General features: G+C 67.7%; 16 protein-coding genes and 1 pseudogene. 5 read left to right on the forward strand and 12 right to left on the reverse strand.

Features of this window, described 5'->3' with window-relative positions:
• The first annotated feature begins 1 nt into the window (after window position 1).
• Window positions 2-772 (forward strand): annotated as a pseudogene (locus tag AC1PZ7_RS21050) (SDR family NAD(P)-dependent oxidoreductase).
• 12 nt (window positions 773-784) lie between these two features.
• Here the strand turns inward: AC1PZ7_RS21050 and AC1PZ7_RS21055 are convergent.
• On the reverse strand, window positions 785-1,453 hold the full coding sequence (locus tag AC1PZ7_RS21055) for an HAD family hydrolase (RefSeq protein ID WP_482357138.1): 669 nt from the start codon (window positions 1,451-1,453) through the stop codon (window positions 785-787).
• Between the two features lie 587 nt (window positions 1,454-2,040).
• Between AC1PZ7_RS21055 and AC1PZ7_RS21060 the strand changes: the two genes are divergently transcribed.
• Together AC1PZ7_RS21060 and AC1PZ7_RS21065 are read left to right on the forward strand one after the other, a co-directional pair.
• Window positions 2,041-4,218 carry a TonB-dependent hemoglobin/transferrin/lactoferrin family receptor gene (locus AC1PZ7_RS21060; RefSeq protein WP_482357139.1) on the forward strand — a complete coding sequence of 726 codons (2,178 nt, stop codon included), beginning with the start codon at window positions 2,041-2,043 and terminating at the stop codon, window positions 4,216-4,218.
• 39 nt (window positions 4,219-4,257) lie between these two features.
• Window positions 4,258-4,839, forward strand: coding sequence for a biliverdin-producing heme oxygenase (locus AC1PZ7_RS21065; protein ID WP_482357140.1), 582 nt, complete (start codon window positions 4,258-4,260; stop codon window positions 4,837-4,839).
• Between the two features lie 31 nt (window positions 4,840-4,870).
• On the opposite strand, the gene AC1PZ7_RS21070 is transcribed toward AC1PZ7_RS21065, so the two are convergent.
• The 9 genes from AC1PZ7_RS21070 to AC1PZ7_RS21110 form a co-directional block, all read right to left on the reverse strand.
• Entirely contained in the window at window positions 4,871-5,632 is a 762-nt protein-coding gene (locus tag AC1PZ7_RS21070) for a heme ABC transporter ATP-binding protein (protein ID WP_482357141.1), read from the reverse strand.
• A 3-nt stretch (window positions 5,633-5,635) separates the two neighbouring features.
• On the reverse strand, window positions 5,636-6,724 hold the full coding sequence (locus AC1PZ7_RS21075; protein ID WP_482357142.1) for a FecCD family ABC transporter permease: 1,089 nt from the start codon (window positions 6,722-6,724) through the stop codon (window positions 5,636-5,638).
• Window positions 6,721-7,638, reverse strand: a complete 918-nt coding sequence (locus tag AC1PZ7_RS21080; protein ID WP_482357143.1) for a heme/hemin ABC transporter substrate-binding protein — start codon at window positions 7,636-7,638, stop codon at window positions 6,721-6,723. The genes AC1PZ7_RS21075 and AC1PZ7_RS21080 overlap by 4 nt, the downstream gene beginning before the upstream one ends.
• A 442-nt stretch (window positions 7,639-8,080) precedes the next feature.
• Window positions 8,081-8,953 carry an IclR family transcriptional regulator gene (locus AC1PZ7_RS21085; protein ID WP_482357144.1) on the reverse strand — a complete coding sequence of 291 codons (873 nt, stop codon included), beginning with the start codon at window positions 8,951-8,953 and terminating at the stop codon, window positions 8,081-8,083.
• A 63-nt stretch (window positions 8,954-9,016) separates the two neighbouring features.
• Window positions 9,017-9,406: a RidA family protein gene (locus AC1PZ7_RS21090; protein ID WP_482357145.1), complete on the reverse strand. Its 390-nt coding sequence runs from the start codon at window positions 9,404-9,406 to the stop codon at window positions 9,017-9,019.
• A 14-nt stretch (window positions 9,407-9,420) separates the two neighbouring features.
• Window positions 9,421-10,191 (reverse strand): amino acid ABC transporter ATP-binding protein, encoded by a 771-nt coding sequence (locus tag AC1PZ7_RS21095; protein ID WP_482357146.1) that lies wholly within the window; start codon window positions 10,189-10,191, stop codon window positions 9,421-9,423.
• A 12-nt stretch (window positions 10,192-10,203) separates the two neighbouring features.
• A complete protein-coding gene (locus tag AC1PZ7_RS21100) occupies window positions 10,204-10,869 on the reverse strand; it encodes an amino acid ABC transporter permease (RefSeq protein WP_482357147.1) in 666 nt (221 codons plus the stop codon).
• A 10-nt stretch (window positions 10,870-10,879) separates the two neighbouring features.
• On the reverse strand, window positions 10,880-11,542 hold the full coding sequence (locus AC1PZ7_RS21105) for an amino acid ABC transporter permease (protein ID WP_482357148.1): 663 nt from the start codon (window positions 11,540-11,542) through the stop codon (window positions 10,880-10,882).
• 69 nt (window positions 11,543-11,611) lie between these two features.
• On the reverse strand, window positions 11,612-12,457 hold the full coding sequence (locus AC1PZ7_RS21110) for a transporter substrate-binding domain-containing protein (protein WP_482357149.1): 846 nt from the start codon (window positions 12,455-12,457) through the stop codon (window positions 11,612-11,614).
• 174 nt (window positions 12,458-12,631) lie between these two features.
• Between AC1PZ7_RS21110 and AC1PZ7_RS21115 the strand changes: the two genes are divergently transcribed.
• Entirely contained in the window at window positions 12,632-13,717 is a 1,086-nt protein-coding gene (locus tag AC1PZ7_RS21115) for a D-TA family PLP-dependent enzyme (protein ID WP_482357150.1), read from the forward strand.
• A gap of 51 nt (window positions 13,718-13,768) precedes the next feature.
• Here the strand turns inward: AC1PZ7_RS21115 and AC1PZ7_RS21120 are convergent, their stop codons facing one another.
• The gene (locus AC1PZ7_RS21120) at window positions 13,769-14,671 is read right to left on the reverse strand and encodes a proline iminopeptidase-family hydrolase (protein ID WP_482357151.1); all 903 of its coding nucleotides are present in this window, start codon (window positions 14,669-14,671) and stop codon (window positions 13,769-13,771) included.
• 129 nt (window positions 14,672-14,800) lie between these two features.
• Window positions 14,801-15,562: a LuxR family transcriptional regulator gene (locus tag AC1PZ7_RS21125; RefSeq protein ID WP_482357152.1), complete on the reverse strand. Its 762-nt coding sequence runs from the start codon at window positions 15,560-15,562 to the stop codon at window positions 14,801-14,803.
• 121 nt (window positions 15,563-15,683) lie between these two features.
• On the opposite strand from AC1PZ7_RS21125, the gene AC1PZ7_RS21130 reads away from it, so the two are divergent.
• Complete coding sequence (locus AC1PZ7_RS21130) at window positions 15,684-16,571, forward strand: proline iminopeptidase-family hydrolase (protein ID WP_482357153.1); 888 nt, start codon at window positions 15,684-15,686, stop codon at window positions 16,569-16,571.
• Window positions 16,572-16,573: the final 2 nt, after the last annotated feature.

A 16,573-nucleotide genomic window follows, 5' to 3' on the forward strand; every position in this document is an offset into this window, starting at 1 on the left:
CATGTACGCGTTGCACGGGCGCATTGCCCTGATTACCGGAGGAGCGGTCGGCATCGGCCGCAGCATCGCCATCCGCCTCGCGCAGGAAGGCTGCGACGTCGCCATTCTCGACCTCGACCTCGCCGGCGCGCAGGAAACCGCGGCCCTGATTGAGGCCGCCGGCCGCCGGGCGCTGGCGCTGGCCGTCGACGTCTCCGATTGCGAGGCGGTGACGGCGGCGGTCGCACAGGTCAAGGCAGGGCTCGGGCCGGTCGACATTGCCGTGAACAACGCCGCCATCACCGCCGTCGGCAAGGTAGCGGACATCGACGCGGCCGACTGGCGGCGCGTGTTCGCCATCAACACCGACAGCGTGTTCCACGTCGCCAAGGCGGTGCTGCCGGACATGATCGAGCGGCATGCCGGGCGCATCATCAACGTCGCCTCGTGGTTCGGCAAGATCGGCAAGCCGAGCTACGCCGCCTACTCCGCCTCCAAGGCGGCGGTGATCGTGTTCACCCAGTCGCTCGCCGCCTAGGTCGCGCCGCTGGGCATCAACGTCAACGCCGTGTGCCCCGGCTCGATCGTCGGCACGCGGATGCGCGACGACGCCGACCGCCTGTCGCGCGAACAGGGCCTGCCCACGGCGAAGGAGCGCGAGCACCTCATCCCGCTCGGCCGCGTCGGCGAGCCCGACGACATCGCCCGCGTCGTCGCCTTCCTCGCCTCGGATGAATCCGCCTACATGACCGGGCAGGCGCTCAACGTCACCGGCGGTCTGTGGATGAACTGACGCCGGCCGCGCTCAGCCCGGGACGAGGGTGAGAAAGTCGGCAAGGTCTGGCCGGCGCGGCACGTCGGGGGGAAAGAAATCCGGCGCGCCCTCGGCCACGATGGCCAGGAAGGGAATGCCGAGGTCGAGCGCGGCCTCGAACTCGGTGCGGGAATCCCCCACCGCCAGCACCTCGGCCGGCGCATGGCCGCCCGCCGCCAATATGCGCTGGAACGCGCCGTGCTTTTCCTTGGGCGAGCCGGCGACCGAGGCGAACAGGCCGTCGAGGGCACGGCGGGCGAGAACCGCCTTCAGCTCCACCTCGGGCATGCCGGAGACCAGATGGAGCGGCATGCGCCCATATAGGCCCGCGAGCGCACGCTCGGCTCCCGGGATGAAGGGAGCCTCCAGCAGCGCCGCGTCGACGAGGGCGGCGAAGCGCCGGCACAGCGCCTCGATGGACGCCGGATCGGCCGGCCGGCCGAAGATCGCCCGCTCGAAATACTGGAACTTCTCGCGCCGCCCGATGCCGCCGTGCCGCTCCTGATAGGCCACGACGGCGGCGAGGGCGGCCTCGTCCGCTCCGGCGTAGCACTGCGCGAAGGCCTGCGTCTTCAGGCGCGCGGAATCGAGGATGACCCCGTCGAAATCGAAGATGATCGCCTTCGTCCGGGAGAAATCTGTGGAGGAACGCTCAGGCAAGGCCAACCTCGGATAGCGCAGCCGCCCTGATGCAGCGGCAGGATGTTGCAGCTTGAGAATGCAGCACCGCGTGCAGTCCCGCGAGCCCCGTCGGCGATGGGCGCCCTCCCCGGAACGCGCTGCAGGCACGACGCCGGGATGAATAGCCGCTCCGCCGCGCCGGCGCAGCCCCGCCCCCTGGGGCTTTTTAGCGCCTCCCGGCCCCGGCGGCGCGCCGGCGCGCCGGCTCCGTCTTCGTCGCCCACCCGCGGGAGCGAGCCTTATTGGAATTGCTCCACATCAAGACTGCGTCCATTTCTGGAATGTTTAAACGCCATTTCTTTGAACGAATATAAGTTTCGCGTAACATTTTAACTCGTATAAACTCAAACTATACATAATTTGACTCAAGTATTTACTTGATTTAACCATCATCGCCGAAACGAACTTCCGTGCGGAAGGCTCAGCCACCAACCAGCGCCCAGGCGCCTTCAGGGAACGGCACGGTGCCGCCCGGCACCGCTGCCCGGGGATGAATGACGATGCGAATCACAGCTTGCCGGCAGCCGCTGCCCTTCTCCCGGATCGCACGCATTGCAGGTTGCAGCGTGTCGTGGCTCGCGCTCCTGGCCGCCGCCCCCACCGCAGCGCAGCAGGCCGAAGCCCCTGCCGCCGAATCGACCGCCCAGGTCATCGCGACGGATGAATTCGTCGAGCTCGATCCGATCACCGTGGTCGCCACGCGCACGGCGGAGAGCTGGATCGACACGCTCGCGGGCGTCAGCGTGCTGCGCGAAGGCCAGATCGAGATGCTCATGCCCACCCGCACGGCCGACCTGTTTGAGGGCATGCCGGGCACCACCGCGATCCAGAACGGCAACACCACCCAGACCGCCATCAACATTCGCGGCCTGCAGGATTTCGGCCGCGTCGCGGTGATCGTCGACGGCGCCCGGCAGAACTTCACCCAGCTCGGCCATGCCAACGGCGCCGGCACGTTCTTCGTCGAGCCCGGCCTCATCGCCGATGTCGACGTGGTGCGCGGGCCGGTATCGAACATCTACGGCTCGGGCGCCATCGGCGGTGTCGTCACCATGCGCACCAAGGACGCAGACGACATCATCGCCACGGGCAAGACGTGGGGCGTGGAGGCCGATGGCGAGGTCGCCGGCAACGGACCGATGGGTTACGGCTCGCTGCTCGGAGCGGCGCGCGTCGGCGACAATGTCGACCTGTTCGTCGGCGGCACCTACCGCAACCAGGACGCCTACAAGGACGGCAATGGCGACGTCGTGCCCGACACCGGCTACGAGACCTGGACCGGCCTCGCCAAGGCGACGTTCCGCCCGGCCGACTTCCATGAGATCAAGCTGACCGGCCTCAATTACGACAGCCAGTACACCACCAGCAACGACGCGGCGGCGACCGCGACGCAATACGGCACCAGCGTCACCAACCGTTCGGTGACGGCAAGCTGGAACTACGAGAATCCCGACGACAACCTGTTCGACTGGCGCAGCACGGTCTACTGGAACCAGGTCGACCAGGAGCAGGTGAAGCTCTCCGGCACGTCGAACCCGATCACCGGCGCCGTCGGCGATCCGCGCAGCTTCGTGATCGACACGGTCGGCTTCGACGCCAACAACACCAGCCGCTTCAGCGCGGGCAACTGGGACAACGCCATCACCTTCGGTGGCGACTTTTTCCACGACGACGTCGACAATACCGACAATTACGGCTTCGGCGAAGGCTACAATCCCTCGGGCGAGCGCGGCGTCGGTGGCGCCTTCGTGCAGTGGAAGGCCAATTACTCGACCTGGCTGGAGGCGATCGCCGCCCTGCGCTACGACGCCTATTCGCTGGACGCGGAAGGCGGCGGCGGCACCAGCGGCGAGCGGCTGTCACCTAAATTCACCCTCGGCGTCACGCCGTGGTCCTGGCTGACCCTCTACGGCACCTATGCCGAGGGCTACCGCGCGCCCTCCGTCACCGAGGCGCTGGTGAGCGGTCCGCACCCGCTGCCCTTCGATACGCCCGGCACCATGTTCTACTTCCTTCCCAATCCGGGCCTGAAGGCCGAAGTCGGCAAGAACAAGGAAATCGGCATCAACATCAAGAAGGACGACCTGTTCGTTCACGGCGACAAGCTACGCGCGAAGCTCAATTACTACCAGAACGACGTAGAGGACTACATCGAGCTGGTCGAGTTCGGCGATTCGACGTCGACGATCTGCCCCGTCCCCGGGAATCCGACCATGTGCTTCCCGTTCAACATGGGCGTTCCGGGCTATGCGCAGTACCAGAACGTCCAGGAAGCGCGCCTGAAGGGCTTCGAGTTCGAGGGCACCTACGACGCGCGCAAGTGGTTCCTCGGTCTCTCCGGCCAGATATCGGAGGGAGAGGTGACGGCCGGGACGGACGCCGGCCAGCCGCTCTCGACCATCCAGCCCGACCAGATCTCCACCACGCTCGGCTTCCGCTTCCTCGACGAGAAACTGACGGTGGCCGTGCGCTGGACGGCGGTCGCGGCGGTGAAGGCCTCCGACCTGCCGACCAACTCGGTCTATGAGCCGACCGACAGCTTCAATCTGGTCAGCGTCTATGCCGGATATCAGCCCAATGAGAGCACGCTGTGGCGGCTCTCGGTCGAGAACCTGCTCGACGAGCAGTACACGCAGTATGAGAACTTCCTGCCGAGCGCGGGTCTTACGGTAAAGGCCGGCCTCACCGTACGGTTCGGCGGCGGAGAGGTCGCCTCGGCATCCGACGCGATCTACACGAAGTGACGCGTTCCTGCCCCTGCGCAGGATGAGAAGGAGCACCAGATGACGATCGCCGCCGACCTTGAGGCGCCCAACCGCGCCAAGCGCCTGAAGGCGGCCTCCGCCGCCGCGCATGAACGCGTGGATTCGGGCGTGATGCTGGCCGCCCCGTTTGCGGACCGGGTCCATTACGAGCGTTTCCTGCGCTTCCAGTACCGCCTGCACCGCCGGGTCGAGACGCTCTATGCGGACGAGGCGCTGCAGCCGCTGCTGCCGGACCTCGCCGCGCGCTCGCGCCTCGCAGCCCTGGAGCAGGACTTCGCCGATCTCGGCCTGACGCCGCCCGTCGCCGAGGACGGCCCGGCGCTCGACAAGGCCGAGGCGCTCGGCTGGCTCTATGTGGTCGAGGGGTCGAACATGGGCGCCGCCATCCTCGCCAAGGAGGCGGCAAAGATCGGCTTCTCCGCTGAGCATGGCGCCCGCCACCTTTCCGGACATCCCGAAGGCCGGGCGCTGCACTGGCGCCGCTTCACCGCCGCGCTCGACGCGGTCGAGCTGATGCCGGAGGAGGAGACCCGCATCGAGGCGGCGGCCACCGCCGCGTTCAACCATGTCGAGGCGCTGATCGGCGAGGAACTCCGCTGATCGCCCGGATGCTTGCCGGCCCGGCCCCGGCCTAACGCGTCGCCGATTGCGGCAGCAGGAACGGCGTGGACGGCGCCCAGCCGATCCGCGCCGTCACGCCGTAGAGCTCGGCGATGCGCGCATCGGTCAGCACCTCGTCCGGTGTGCCGCGCGCCGCGACGCGCCCGTCCTTCAGCGCGACGATCTCGTCGGCCGCCATGGCCGCGAGGTTGAGGTCGTGCAGCACGGCAAGCACGCCGAGCCCTTCGCCGGCCAGCCTGCGCATCAGTTGCAGGACCAGCAATTGCTGGGCGAGGTCGAGGCTGGCCGTCGGCTCGTCGAGCAGCAGATAGCCCGGCCCCTCGCCGCGCTCCAGCTGCAGCAGCGCGCGGGCAAGCTGCACGCGCTGCTTCTCGCCCCCTGACAATCCGTCATAGGCGCGCCCGGCGAAGGCGGCGAGCTCGACGCGCGCCAGCGCCCGGCGCACCCGCTCGGCGGCGCCGTTCCCGTCGGCCGCGCCGATGGCGACCACTTCGGCGACGGTGAAGGGAAAGGCCACCTGCACGCTTTGCGGCAGCACGGCGCGGCGCCGGGCCAAACGCGCCGGGGTCAGCCGGGAGATGTCGTCGCCGGCGATCGTCACCCGTCCGCGCCGCGGACGCAGTTCTCCCGCCAGCACCTTCAGCAGCGTCGATTTGCCGGCCCCGTTCGGGCCGATCAGAACGCTGACGCGACCTGGCTCGACCGCCGCCGAGGCCCCGTCCAGCAGGACGCGCCTTCCGGCTTCGACATGGATGTCATCCGCGCGATACATGCCTTACCCGAACAGGGCCGCCCGCCGGCGCAGCAGCAGCCAGAGGAAGAAGGGCGCGCCGATGGCGGCGGTGACGACGCCAAGCGGCAGTTCCGCCGGGCTCGCCACAGTGCGCGCGACGACATCGGCGCCGAGCAGGAGCGCGCCGCCGAGCAGGGCCGCGCAGGGCAGCAGCAGCCGGTGGCCGGGACCGAAGGTAATGCGGATGAGATGCGGCACGACGAGGCCGACAAAGCCGATGACGCCGGCCGCCGCCACCGCCCCGCCGACGCCCGCCGCCAGGCCGGCTATGGCCAGCCATTTGGTGCGCTGGACGTCAATGCCGACATGGAAGGCCTCGGCCTCGCCCAGGGCGAGCGCGTCGAGCGCGCGGGCGAGCCGCGTGCAGACGATGGCGAGAAACCCCAGGAACGGCAGCACCGCCCAGATCTTCTGCCAGGTCGCCCCGCCGAGCGAGCCGAAGGACCAGAAGGTGAAGTCCCGCAATTGCTGGTCCGACGCCATGAAGACCATGATCCCGGTGCCGGCCGCCGCGAGCGCGCTGATGGCGATGCCGGCGAACAGCATGGTGACGACCGAGGTCCGGCCCTCGCGGGTCGCTATCGCATAAAGCGTCCCGGTGGCGAGCACCGCGCCCATGAAGGCCATGACCGGCAGGCCGAAATCGGCGAGCGCGGGCGGCAGGAAGCCGGCGAAGTGGACGCCCAGCACGATCCAGACCACGGCGGCGAGCGCGGCGCCGTTGGAAATGCCGATGAGGGCGGGATCGGCCAGCGGATTGCGGAAGACGCCCTGCGTCACCGCCCCGGCCAGGGCGATGCCGCCGCCGACCAGAAGCCCCAGCAGGGTGCGCGGCAGCCTTATGCCGAGAACGATCACGCTCTCGCGCAGCGCCGCTCCGGTCGCCCGCTCGCCCCGGATGGCCTCGCCGAGGATCTCGACGATCCGGCCGGGCGCGATCATCACCGGGCCGATGGCGAGGGAGGCGACGACGGCGGCGAGCAGCAGGACGAGGCAGAGGCCGAGCGCGAGCGCGGGCCGCCGCGGCCGCCCGATGGCGCTTCCGGTCATGGCGAAGGCCGTGGCGCTCATGGCCCGGGATCGGTCCAGGCGCGGGGCGGCAGAGGCGGCAGGTTCAGCTCGGGATAGATCATCGCCGCAAGGTCGCGCGCGGCCTGCGGCGTACGCGGGCCGAAGCCGAGCAGATAGCCGCCATCGATGCGGAAGAGCCGGTCCTGCGCGACGGCCGTGGTGCCGGCAAAGGCGGGCATCGCCTTGAGCGCCGCATCCGACAGGGCGTGATTGCGATCCTTCATGAGGATCAGCGCATAGGGGTCGGCGCCGAGGATGGCCTCGTCCACGGCGGGCTTGTAGCCATGGACGTCGTGCATGGCGTTGGCGACGCCGGCGAGGGCGAACATCGCGTCGGCGCTGGTCCCCGCCCCTCCGACCACCGGCGCTGCGCCGGAGGCCGAGAGCACGAAGGTCACGTCGCGCGGAGCGCCGATGCGGGCACGCAGTTCGGCCAGTGCCGCGAAATCGGCCGCGACCGCCGCCGCGACCTGCTCGCCACGCTCCGGCACGCCGGCGAGCACGGCTATGGCGCGGATATTGGCGATGACCGCCTTCTCATCGCGCGCCTCGGGAAGGGTCTCGAAGGCGATTGCCGCCGATCGCAGCACCTTGACCGCATCCGGCGGCCCGGCGCCCTCAAGCGCGATGATCAGATCCGGCCCGACCGAAAGCACACCTTCCGGCGACAGCGCGCGGATGTAGCCGACATTCGGCTTCTCGGCCAAGGCACGCGGCGGATAGGTGCTCGACGTGTCGACGGCCACCACCCGGTCCTCCAGCCCCAGCGCGAACAGGATTTCCGTCACCGCGCCGCCGACCGCGACGATACGGCTGCCGGCCACCGGTTGAGGCTCGGCGCCATGGGCAAGCGCGCTCGCGCACACAAGCAGCACCGCCGTCGCGATCGCGCGCGGGATTGCGAGGACTGCCATGATCGTCTCCTGCCGCAGGCTCGGTTCGGGAATAGCCGCAAGGGGAGATAGCGAATTCAGCGACAGATGTAAAAAGCAGAATGAGAAATACAAATGATTGGAACTATAATAATTTGATGTTTATTTTCACCAATCAACGTATTCGACTAAGCCAGACGAGAAACACTCGAAAAAAGAGCATCGCGACAGCGCCATAGCCGGCGCGGACCGCCCCGACGTCCAAGGAAAGCGCCGAAACGGACGGCGTCCTACTGACGATCGGCCCGTAGCCATTGCGGACATTTGCGTTGCGGCGGCTGACAAGGCCGAGGATGCCGCTCCCATCGCCGTCTTGGCCGCATCCGAGGCCTGTGGGAGACGGCGCTGCGCTCACGTCCTCGCCACACCAGGAAGCAAAACCGGGAAAATCCCGATGCCGGCGGATGCGAAAACCGGCGCGACCTCAGCGCCCGTCAAGACCGCGCGCCATCGGGCGCAATTTGTCGAAGCGGCCGAGCGGCGCCGGCGCACTGCCGCCGGGCGAGTAGCCGAGCTGCTCGGAGAGTTCGCCGGCGGCGGAGAGCAGGTGCCCCAGATAGGCGTCGCGGTGGCGCAGCCCGTCCTCGCGCGGGGTGACGAGGCACAGCGTGGCGATGCACGCCCCGTCCGCCTGATGCACCGGCACCGCGAAGCAATAGGTGAAGTTCTCCACCGTGCTGTTGAAGGTGAAGAAGCCATCCGTCGTGGCGCGCCGGGCCTCGGCAATGAACTGCGCGGGCTCCAGCAGCCGTCCGTTCGGCAGTGTGAAATCCTCCGGCGGAATGAGCGCGAGAATCTCCTCGTCGCTCATATGGCCGACCAGCAGGCGCCCGGAGGCGGTCCACGGGATCGGCACGATCTCACCGACATCGGAGGAGATGCGGAACGGGCGCAGGCCCTCGCGCATCATGGCGACGGTATATTTGTTGCCGTCGAGCATGCACATCTGCGCCGTCTCGCGCGTCTCCTCGGCGAGGCGCTGCAGAAGCGCCGCGCTCTCGCGCATCAGGTCGAACTGCGCGGAATAGGCCATGCCGAGGAAATAGAGCCGGCGGCCGAGGAACACCCGCCCATCGCCGCCGGAATATTCCAGCATGCCGTGGCGCAGCAGCAGGTTGACGAGTTCATAGACCGAGGAGCGCGGGCCGCCCATCTCGGCGGCGATTTCGTTGGGACGCATGGGCTGGCGGCGGGCGCGCAGGAATTCGAGAATATCGAAGGCGCGGTCGAGCCCGCGGCTGCGCTTGGCGCCTTCCCTGGCCGCACCGTCCTGCGTCACCGGCTCCTCACCCTTCATCGCGACTTCCCCTGCACGCGCCAACGCCGTCGCGCCCGAAGCCGGACGGGACGGCGGCCGGCATCACATCTTGTCGGCGCGGAAGGCGACGCAATCGATTTCCACCTTGCAATCGACCATCATGCTCGACTGGACGCAAGCACGGGCCGGCGGGTTCTCCGAGAAATACTCGGCGTAGACGCCGTTGAAACTCCAGAAGTCGCGCGGGTCATCGAGCCACACGCCGCAGCGCACGACGTCCTCCACGCCGTAGCCGGCTTCGTGGAGGATGGCGATCATATTCTCGATGGCCTTGCGGCTCTCGGCGATGATGCCGCCGCTCACGACCTCGCCCTTCTCCATCGCCACCTGGCCGGAGACATAGAGCCAGCCATTGGCCTGGGTGGCACGGGCGAAGGGCAGCTTCTGGCCGCCTGCGCCGACTTCGCCGGCGCCGTAACGGATGATGGTCATGCGTACCTGCTTTTCTACTGAAAACTCGAGGATCTGAGGAAGTCGGCCAGCCGTTCGGTGGTCGGCCGCACGAACATCTCTTTCGGGTCGCCCTCCTCGGCGATCACCCCCTGGTTCATGAAGATGACGCGGCTGGAGACCTCATAGGCGAAGCGCATCTCGTGGGTGACGAGCAGCATGCTCATGCCCTCGCCCGCGAGCGACTTGATCACCTGCAGCACCTCGCCCACCAGCTCGGGGTCGAGCGCCGAGGTCACCTCGTCGAACAGCATGAGACGGGGGTTCATGGCGATGGCGCGGGCGATGGCGACGCGCTGCTGCTGCCCTCCGGAGAGCTGGCCGGGATAATGGTCGGCCCGCGCGGCGAGCCCGACGCGCCCGAGCCAGGTCTCGGCATGCGCGCGCGCCTCGTCGCGCGCCATCTTCTTCACCTTGACGAGGCCGAGCATGACGTTCTGCGCCGCGCTCATATGCGGGAACAGGTTGAACTGCTGGAAGGCCATGCCGGTGAGCGCGCGCTGGCGGGCGATCGCCTTCTCGCTCTTGCGCCGGCGGCCGGCCGCTGTTTCCTCGTAACCGATGGTCTCGCCGTCGATGAGGATGCGCCCGCCCTGGAACTCCTCCAGCATGTTGATGCAGCGGAGCATGGTGGTCTTGCCGGAGCCGGAGGAGCCGATGATCGAGATCACCTCCCCCTGCTGCATGGTGCAGTCGACACCCTTGAGCACTTCGACCGCGCCATAGTGCTTGCGCAGCCCGTTGATTTCGAGAAGCGGCTTGGTCATGAGCGCGCGCCTTCAGGACGGAACGGCCGTCTTGCGCTCGACATATTTGCCAAGTCGCTCGATGCCGAAATTGATGAGGAAATAGAGGAAGCCCGCGAGGAAATAGAACTCGAGGCTCAGGAAGTTGCGGGAGATGATCTCCTGCGTGCGCAGCAGCAGCTCCGCGACCCCGATGACCGACAGCAGCGTCGAGGCCTTCACCATCTCGGCGGCGGTGTTCACCCAGGTCGGCAGGATCTGCCGCAGCGCCTGCGGCCACAGCACGCAGGTGAAGGTCTGGCCGAAGGTCAGCCCGATGGCCTTCGCCGCTTCGCTCTGGCCCGGCGGAATCGCCTGCAGGGCGCCGCGCACGATCTCGCCGATATGCGAGGAGCAGAACACCGCCAGCGCCAGCACGCCCGCCTGGAACGGGCCGAGATCGAGCCCGACGGTGGAGAAGACGTAGTAGCTCGCCAGCACCAGCACGAGCACCGGCGTGCCGCGCACGATGTCGGTGTAGACGCGCAGAAGCGCCCGGACCAGCCGGTTGCCGTAGACGAGACCGAGTGCCACCAGAACGCCCAGCACCGAACCGGCGACGATGGCGAGCAGCGAGATCGACATCGTCACGCCCAGCCCCTTGAGCAATGCGAGGCGGGCGATCCAGATCTCGTCGAGGAACAGCATCAGGTCGTTCATCGCACCTGCCTCACCGGGGGATCGCCAGACGGCGCTCGATGAGCCGCATCAGTGCCGCGAGCACGGCGCAGGTCGCGACATAGAGCGCGGAGGTCACCATCCACACCTCGATGACCCGGAAGCTCTCCACATTGATCTTGCGCGCCTCGAAGGTGAGTTCCGGCACCGCGATGGCGGCGGCAAGCGACGTGTCCTTGAACAGCGAGATCAGCGTCGAGGAGAGCGAGGGGAGCACGTTGCGCAGCATCAGCGGGATGACGAGCGAGGTGCGGATCTGCATCGGGGTCAGCCCGATGGCGAGCCCCGCCTCCTTCACCCCACGCGGCACCGCGATCAGCCCGGCGCGAAACACCTCGGCGAGATAGGCGCCGGAATAGACCGCCAGCGTCAGCACGAAGCTCTGGATCTTGTCGATGCGCAGGCCGAGCTGGGGCAGCGCGAAATAAGTGAACAGGATCAGCACCAGGATCGGCAGATTGCGGATCACCGTCACGTAGAGCGCCGCCGGACGGCGCAGCCAGCCCGGCCCGCCGGCCAGCGCGAAGGCGACGGCGAGGCCGATGACCGCGCCGATGACGAGCGCCGCCGCCGCCAGTTCGAGGCTGAGCAGCAGCCCGCCGAGCAGCAGGTCGAAGCTGCGCCAGACTGCAGCGAAATTGAGCGTATAGCCCATGACGGATTCCCGGGAGAGGCAGGACGGGCGCGCGGCGGCAGGCCGTGCGCCCGGCTGGTCGAGGTCAGCTTACTTGTACTCGACCGGGAAGCCGATCTGCGGCGGCGGCAGGTCCTTGCCGAACCAGGTCTTGTAGGACTTGGCATAGGTATCGAACTCGACGCCGGTCATCGCCTCGTGCAGGGCCGTATTGACGAAGTTCAGCCAGTCCTGGTCGCCGCGCTTCACCGCGCAGGCATAGGTCTGCGGGCTCCAGCCATAGCCGGCATCGACGTAGCGCCCGGCATTCTGTGTCATGAACCAGGCGATGGAGGACTGGTCGGTCGCCACCGCGTCGGCGCGGCCGGAATTGAGCGCCTGATAGACGAGGTCCTGGCTGTCGTACTGGTCGACCTTGGCCTGCGGCAGCGCGGCGTGGACCATGGCCTCGGCATAGACATTCTGCAGCACCGCGACGGTGACCTTGGAGCCCGCCGCCTTCAGCGCCGCATAGTCCGCATAGGGACCGCCGGCCTTCAGCATCAGGCCGACGCCTTCGCGATAATAGGGAATGGTGAAGGCCGCCTGCTGGGCGCGGGCGCCGGTCACCGTCATGAACTGGCAGGTGATGTCGACCTTGCCGGTGGTGATGTTCGGGATGCGGGCGTCCGAGGACTGGTTGACGTACTCGACCTTGCTCGGGTCGTCGAACAGCGCCTTGGCGATGATGTGCCCCATGTCGACATCGAAGCCCTGCAGCGTGTCGTCGGCGCCCTTGAAGTGCCAGGGGGCATTGGTCGAACCCGTGCCCATGACGAGATGTCCGCGCGCCAGCACCTTGTCGAGAGTGCTGCCGGCGTCCTGCGCGAGGACCGCGCCGGACAGAAGAAAAGACGAAGCCAGCGCCATGACGCCGGCGCGAAGGGTCGCGCTCATGCCAGTTCCCCATGGTTGGTTTTATGCTATCCATTATTTTGGACACAAGTCCAAATTAACAGATTGACCTATTCACCCTCACACCCCATAGCTTGTCAAGATGAAAGACGAGGGTGGCTGGCGTATCGCCTGAATGCGATGCCCCGGCTGGCCCGCAGCCGAACGGGGACCCGCATGAGCACGACGACCGACGCCGTTCCGGCAACCCGGCCCCTGTCCGAGACGCCGGCGGTGCTGGTGGATCTCGCGGTCGTTCGGCGCAACATCACGCGCTTCCAGTCCTACGCCGACGCGCATGGACTGAAGGTCCGCCCGCACATCAAGACCCACAAGCTGCCGGCCGTTGCGCAGATGCAGCTCGCCGCCGGGGCGGTCGGCATCACCTGCCAGAAGGTCTCCGAGGCCGAGGCGATGGTCGCCGGCATGCCGGATCTCCGCGACGTGCTGATCACCTACAACATCGTCGGCGCGGACAAGCTCGCCCGCCTCGCGGCGCTGGCGCGGCGCGTCGACCTGTCGGTGGTGGCGGACAGCGAGGCGGTGGTGGCCGGGCTCTCGGCCGCCTTCACGCGCGAGCCGAGGCCGCTGACCGTTCTCGTCGAGTGCGACACCGGCGCCCGACGCTGCGGCGTCGCCCGGCCGGAGGAGGCCGCCGTCCTCGCCCGGACCATCGCCGCCTCGCCCGGCCTCGTCTTCGGCGGACTTATGACCTATCCGCCGGTCGGCGCCGCCGCCGACGTCGAAACCTTCATGGTGGAAGCGAAGGCGCTGATCGAGGCGAGCGGCATTCCCGTGTCGGTCGTCACGTCCGGCGGCACCCCGTCCATGATGCACGCCGCCGAAGCGCCGGTAACCACCGAGTACCGGCCCGGCACCTATGTCTATAATGACCGCTCGCTGGTGGAGCGTGGCGTCTGCGGCTGGGACGACTGCGCCCTCACCGTGCTCGCCACCGTCGTCTCGGTGCCGGCGCCGGACCGCGCCATCGTCGACGCCGGCTCGAAGACGCTGACCTCCGACCTGCTCGGCCTCGCCGGCTACGGCCATGTACGGGGGCGACCCGACATCGCCATCGACCAGCTCTCCGAGGAGCACGGCCGCCTCGTCAGCACCGGGCCCATCGGCCTTCAGGTCGGCGACACGGTACGCATCGTCCCCAACCATGCCTGCGTCGTCACCAACATGGTCGACGCGGTCTACGCCCTCGACGGCGAACGGCTCGCACGCTGGCCCGTGCCGGCCCGCGGCTGCATCACCTGACCCGACGAGGAGCCGGCGACCGGTACGCCCTTGCCCGCCGGTCGCCGGTTCTCAGTCGTGCTCCGTGAGAAACGCCGACACCGCGCTCAGGCACGCTTCCTTCTCTTCCACATGCGGCATGTGGCTCGAGTCCGGGAACAGCACCCAACGGCAGTCCGGCACTCTTTCGCGATAGGGCCGCACCACTTCCGGGGTCGCCTCGTCATGTGCGCCGGAGATCAGCAGGGTCGGCGCCTCGATGCGGGGAAGGCGGTCCTCGATGGTCCAGTCCTTCATCGTTCCGATGACATGGAATTCCGTCGGGCCGTTCATGTTGCGATAGACGGTGTTGTCCGCGTCCATCGCCGCGAAGGTGCGGGCGACCTCCTCCGGCCATGGCGTGATGCGGCAGACATGACGGTCGTAGAAGGCGCGGGACGCCGCGATGTAGTCCGGGTCCGTCAACGTGCCCGCCGCTTCATGCGTGAGCAGGGTTTCCTGAATTTCGGCGGGAAGGTCGCGGCGCAGCCGGTTCGCCTCGCTGACCCATGTGTGCATGTTGGCCGGCGAATTGGCGATGACGAGCGCCTTCAGACCGGCAGGCTGGCGCACCGCGTGCTCGGCCCCGAGCATGCCGCCCCAGGACTGCCCGAGAAAGGCGTAGCGCTGCGCGATGCCGAGATGGGCGAGCAGCGCGTCGAGTTCGGCGAGGAAAAGCTCGACCGTCCAGAAGTCGGGACCCTTCTCCGGCAGATGGGTCGATTTGCCGTTGCCGAGCTGGTCGTAATGTATGACCGCACGTCCATCGAGCGCGGCGATGCCCTTGAAGGAATCGACATAATCGTGGGTGCAGCCCGGCCCGCCATGCGCCACTACGAGCGGCAGGCGCGCGCTGCCGAGATCGCCCGTCACGCGGTACCAGGTCTCGTAACCACGGAAGGGCATCCGCCCTTCCACGCTCGCCACGGCATTCATGCCGGTTCTCCCTTGCGACCATCATCGGATGGCCAAGGAAAATAGGCAGTCGCGTGTGGGCGCGGCAGCTATCAGAAGTGATAGGCGGGGAGCGGGAGGTTCTGGCCGGGGCGGGGGCGGCCGGGCGTGTCAGTCCAGCAGGCGCAACCGCGCGGCGCGCACCGCCGCCTGGGTGCGGTTCTTCGCCTGCAGCTTGCGCATGGCGGCGTTGAGGTGCATCACCACGGTCGGCACGGAGCGGCCGAGCGCGCGGGAAATCTCCTTGGCCGACAGCCCGTCGGCGGCATAGCGCAGGCACTCCCGCTCGCGCGCAGTGAGGCGCGGCAGGCCGTCCAGCCGGCGGTCCTCGCGCAGCGCATCGCCCGCCGCGTGCTGGAACATGTGCGCGAGCAGGCCGAAATCGCCGAGACAGCCCTGCGCCTCATGCTCGGCAAAACGCCCGTCGCCACAGCGTATGCCGGTAACGGTGGCATAGTCGCCGCCCGGCATGTGCACCGGCACGGTGACGCCGGCGCTCAGGCCGCGCTCGGCGAGGAAGTCGGCCACCGGGGCGCTGTCCTCGTTCATGAAGGCGCGGATCAGGGTTTCCGCCCGTGCATCATAGTTCCACACGAAGGGCCGCGTCGTGCCCAGTGCCACCTTCTGCACCGGGTCGAGCCGGAAGTAGCCGCGATCGAACCAGTAGTCGCGCATCGTCTCGTCGACATTGCGCAGTTCCAGGACGGACGGCAGCATCTGCTCGCCATGGAGATCGTAGCGCGCGGGAGTATAATCGTAGATCAGCGCATCGAAGCCGAAGCCCCGCATCGCCTCGAACAGCAGGTCGACCCGCGCGCCAAGCGTCGACGCGGCGCCCAGTCGCTGCTCAATCGTCCCGATGTCGGCGCCCATGGCCGCGCGTCCCTCTCCGGTCTGCCGAGCCCAAACCTATCACTTCTTATAGCTGGTTTGGACTCCCGATTTCTCTAGGAATTAAGCATGCCTTTTTGTTGAGCAGGGATGAACCAGGGCGATGTGGCGAGAGATCGAGCCGCATGAGCGGCGTGAGGTGGCGGTGGGCGATCATCGCGTCGTCGCCTACATCTTCGGCGCCGGCGAGGAAACCGTACTGCTGCTCAATGGCGGACCCGGCCTTCCCTGCGACTACCTGCGCGAGGCGCATTCCTGCCTGATCGACCATGGCTACCGCGTCGTTGCCTTCGACCAGCTCGGCACCGGCGCCGCCGACCGGCCGACCGATGCCGCGCTCTGGACGATCGAGCGTTATGTCGAGGAGACCGAGACGGTGCGCACCGCGCTCGGGCTCGGCAAGGTGCATCTGCTCGGCCACAGCTGGGGCGGCTGGCTCGCCATCGACTATGCCCTCGCCCATCCGCAGGCGCTGAAGAGCCTGATCCTCGCCGACACGGTGGCGGACATGCCGCATCTGGTGAGCGAGCTGGAGAAGCTGCGCGCCGCGCTCGGGGCTGAAACCGTGGCGATGATGCAGAAGCACGAGGCCGCCGGCAGCTTCGACCATCCGGAATATCAGGCCGCGATCACCCTGCTGAATTACCGCCACGTCTGCCGCCTACCGGAATGGCCGGCGCCGGTGAAACGCTCGCTCGACGACTGGAACATGGGGCCATACGTCACCATGCAGGGCCCGAACGAGTTTCTCTATACCGGCAACCTGAAAGACTGGAACCGCATCCCGGACCTGCCGCGCATCGCCGTGCCGACCTTCATCGTGGTGGGCGAGCGTGACGAACTCACCCCGGCCTGCGCCATGCGGATGAAGAATGCGCTGCCGGATGTGCGCCTCAACGTCGTCGCCAATGCCAGCCACATGCCGTTCTACGAGAATCCGGCGGGCTATTACCCTCCTTTGCTCGACTTCCTCGCCAGCGTGTCGCGCTAGAG

Source organism: Ancylobacter sp. TW_SC_1, from assembly GCF_056836805.1.

What these genes read in the sequence shown, in the direction of transcription:
- AC1PZ7_RS21065 (WP_482357140.1), top strand. Translation starts at nt 4,258, where the DNA reads ATGACGATCGCCGCCGACCTTGAGGCGCCCAACCGCGCCAAGCGCCTG.
- AC1PZ7_RS21070 (WP_482357141.1), bottom strand. Translation starts at nt 5,632, where the DNA reads ATGTATCGCGCGGATGACATCCATGTCGAAGCCGGAAGGCGCGTCCTG.
- AC1PZ7_RS21075 (WP_482357142.1), bottom strand. Translation starts at nt 6,724, where the DNA reads ATGAGCGCCACGGCCTTCGCCATGACCGGAAGCGCCATCGGGCGGCCG.
- AC1PZ7_RS21080 (WP_482357143.1), bottom strand. Translation starts at nt 7,638, where the DNA reads ATGGCAGTCCTCGCAATCCCGCGCGCGATCGCGACGGCGGTGCTGCTT.
- AC1PZ7_RS21085 (WP_482357144.1), bottom strand. Translation starts at nt 8,953, where the DNA reads ATGAAGGGTGAGGAGCCGGTGACGCAGGACGGTGCGGCCAGGGAAGGC.
- AC1PZ7_RS21090 (WP_482357145.1), bottom strand. Translation starts at nt 9,406, where the DNA reads ATGACCATCATCCGTTACGGCGCCGGCGAAGTCGGCGCAGGCGGCCAG.
- AC1PZ7_RS21095 (WP_482357146.1), bottom strand. Translation starts at nt 10,191, where the DNA reads ATGACCAAGCCGCTTCTCGAAATCAACGGGCTGCGCAAGCACTATGGC.
- AC1PZ7_RS21100 (WP_482357147.1), bottom strand. Translation starts at nt 10,869, where the DNA reads ATGAACGACCTGATGCTGTTCCTCGACGAGATCTGGATCGCCCGCCTC.
- AC1PZ7_RS21105 (WP_482357148.1), bottom strand. Translation starts at nt 11,542, where the DNA reads ATGGGCTATACGCTCAATTTCGCTGCAGTCTGGCGCAGCTTCGACCTG.
- AC1PZ7_RS21110 (WP_482357149.1), bottom strand. Translation starts at nt 12,457, where the DNA reads ATGAGCGCGACCCTTCGCGCCGGCGTCATGGCGCTGGCTTCGTCTTTT.
- AC1PZ7_RS21115 (WP_482357150.1), top strand. Translation starts at nt 12,632, where the DNA reads ATGAGCACGACGACCGACGCCGTTCCGGCAACCCGGCCCCTGTCCGAG.
- AC1PZ7_RS21120 (WP_482357151.1), bottom strand. Translation starts at nt 14,671, where the DNA reads ATGAATGCCGTGGCGAGCGTGGAAGGGCGGATGCCCTTCCGTGGTTAC.
- AC1PZ7_RS21125 (WP_482357152.1), bottom strand. Translation starts at nt 15,562, where the DNA reads ATGGGCGCCGACATCGGGACGATTGAGCAGCGACTGGGCGCCGCGTCG.
- AC1PZ7_RS21130 (WP_482357153.1), top strand. Translation starts at nt 15,684, where the DNA reads ATGTGGCGAGAGATCGAGCCGCATGAGCGGCGTGAGGTGGCGGTGGGC.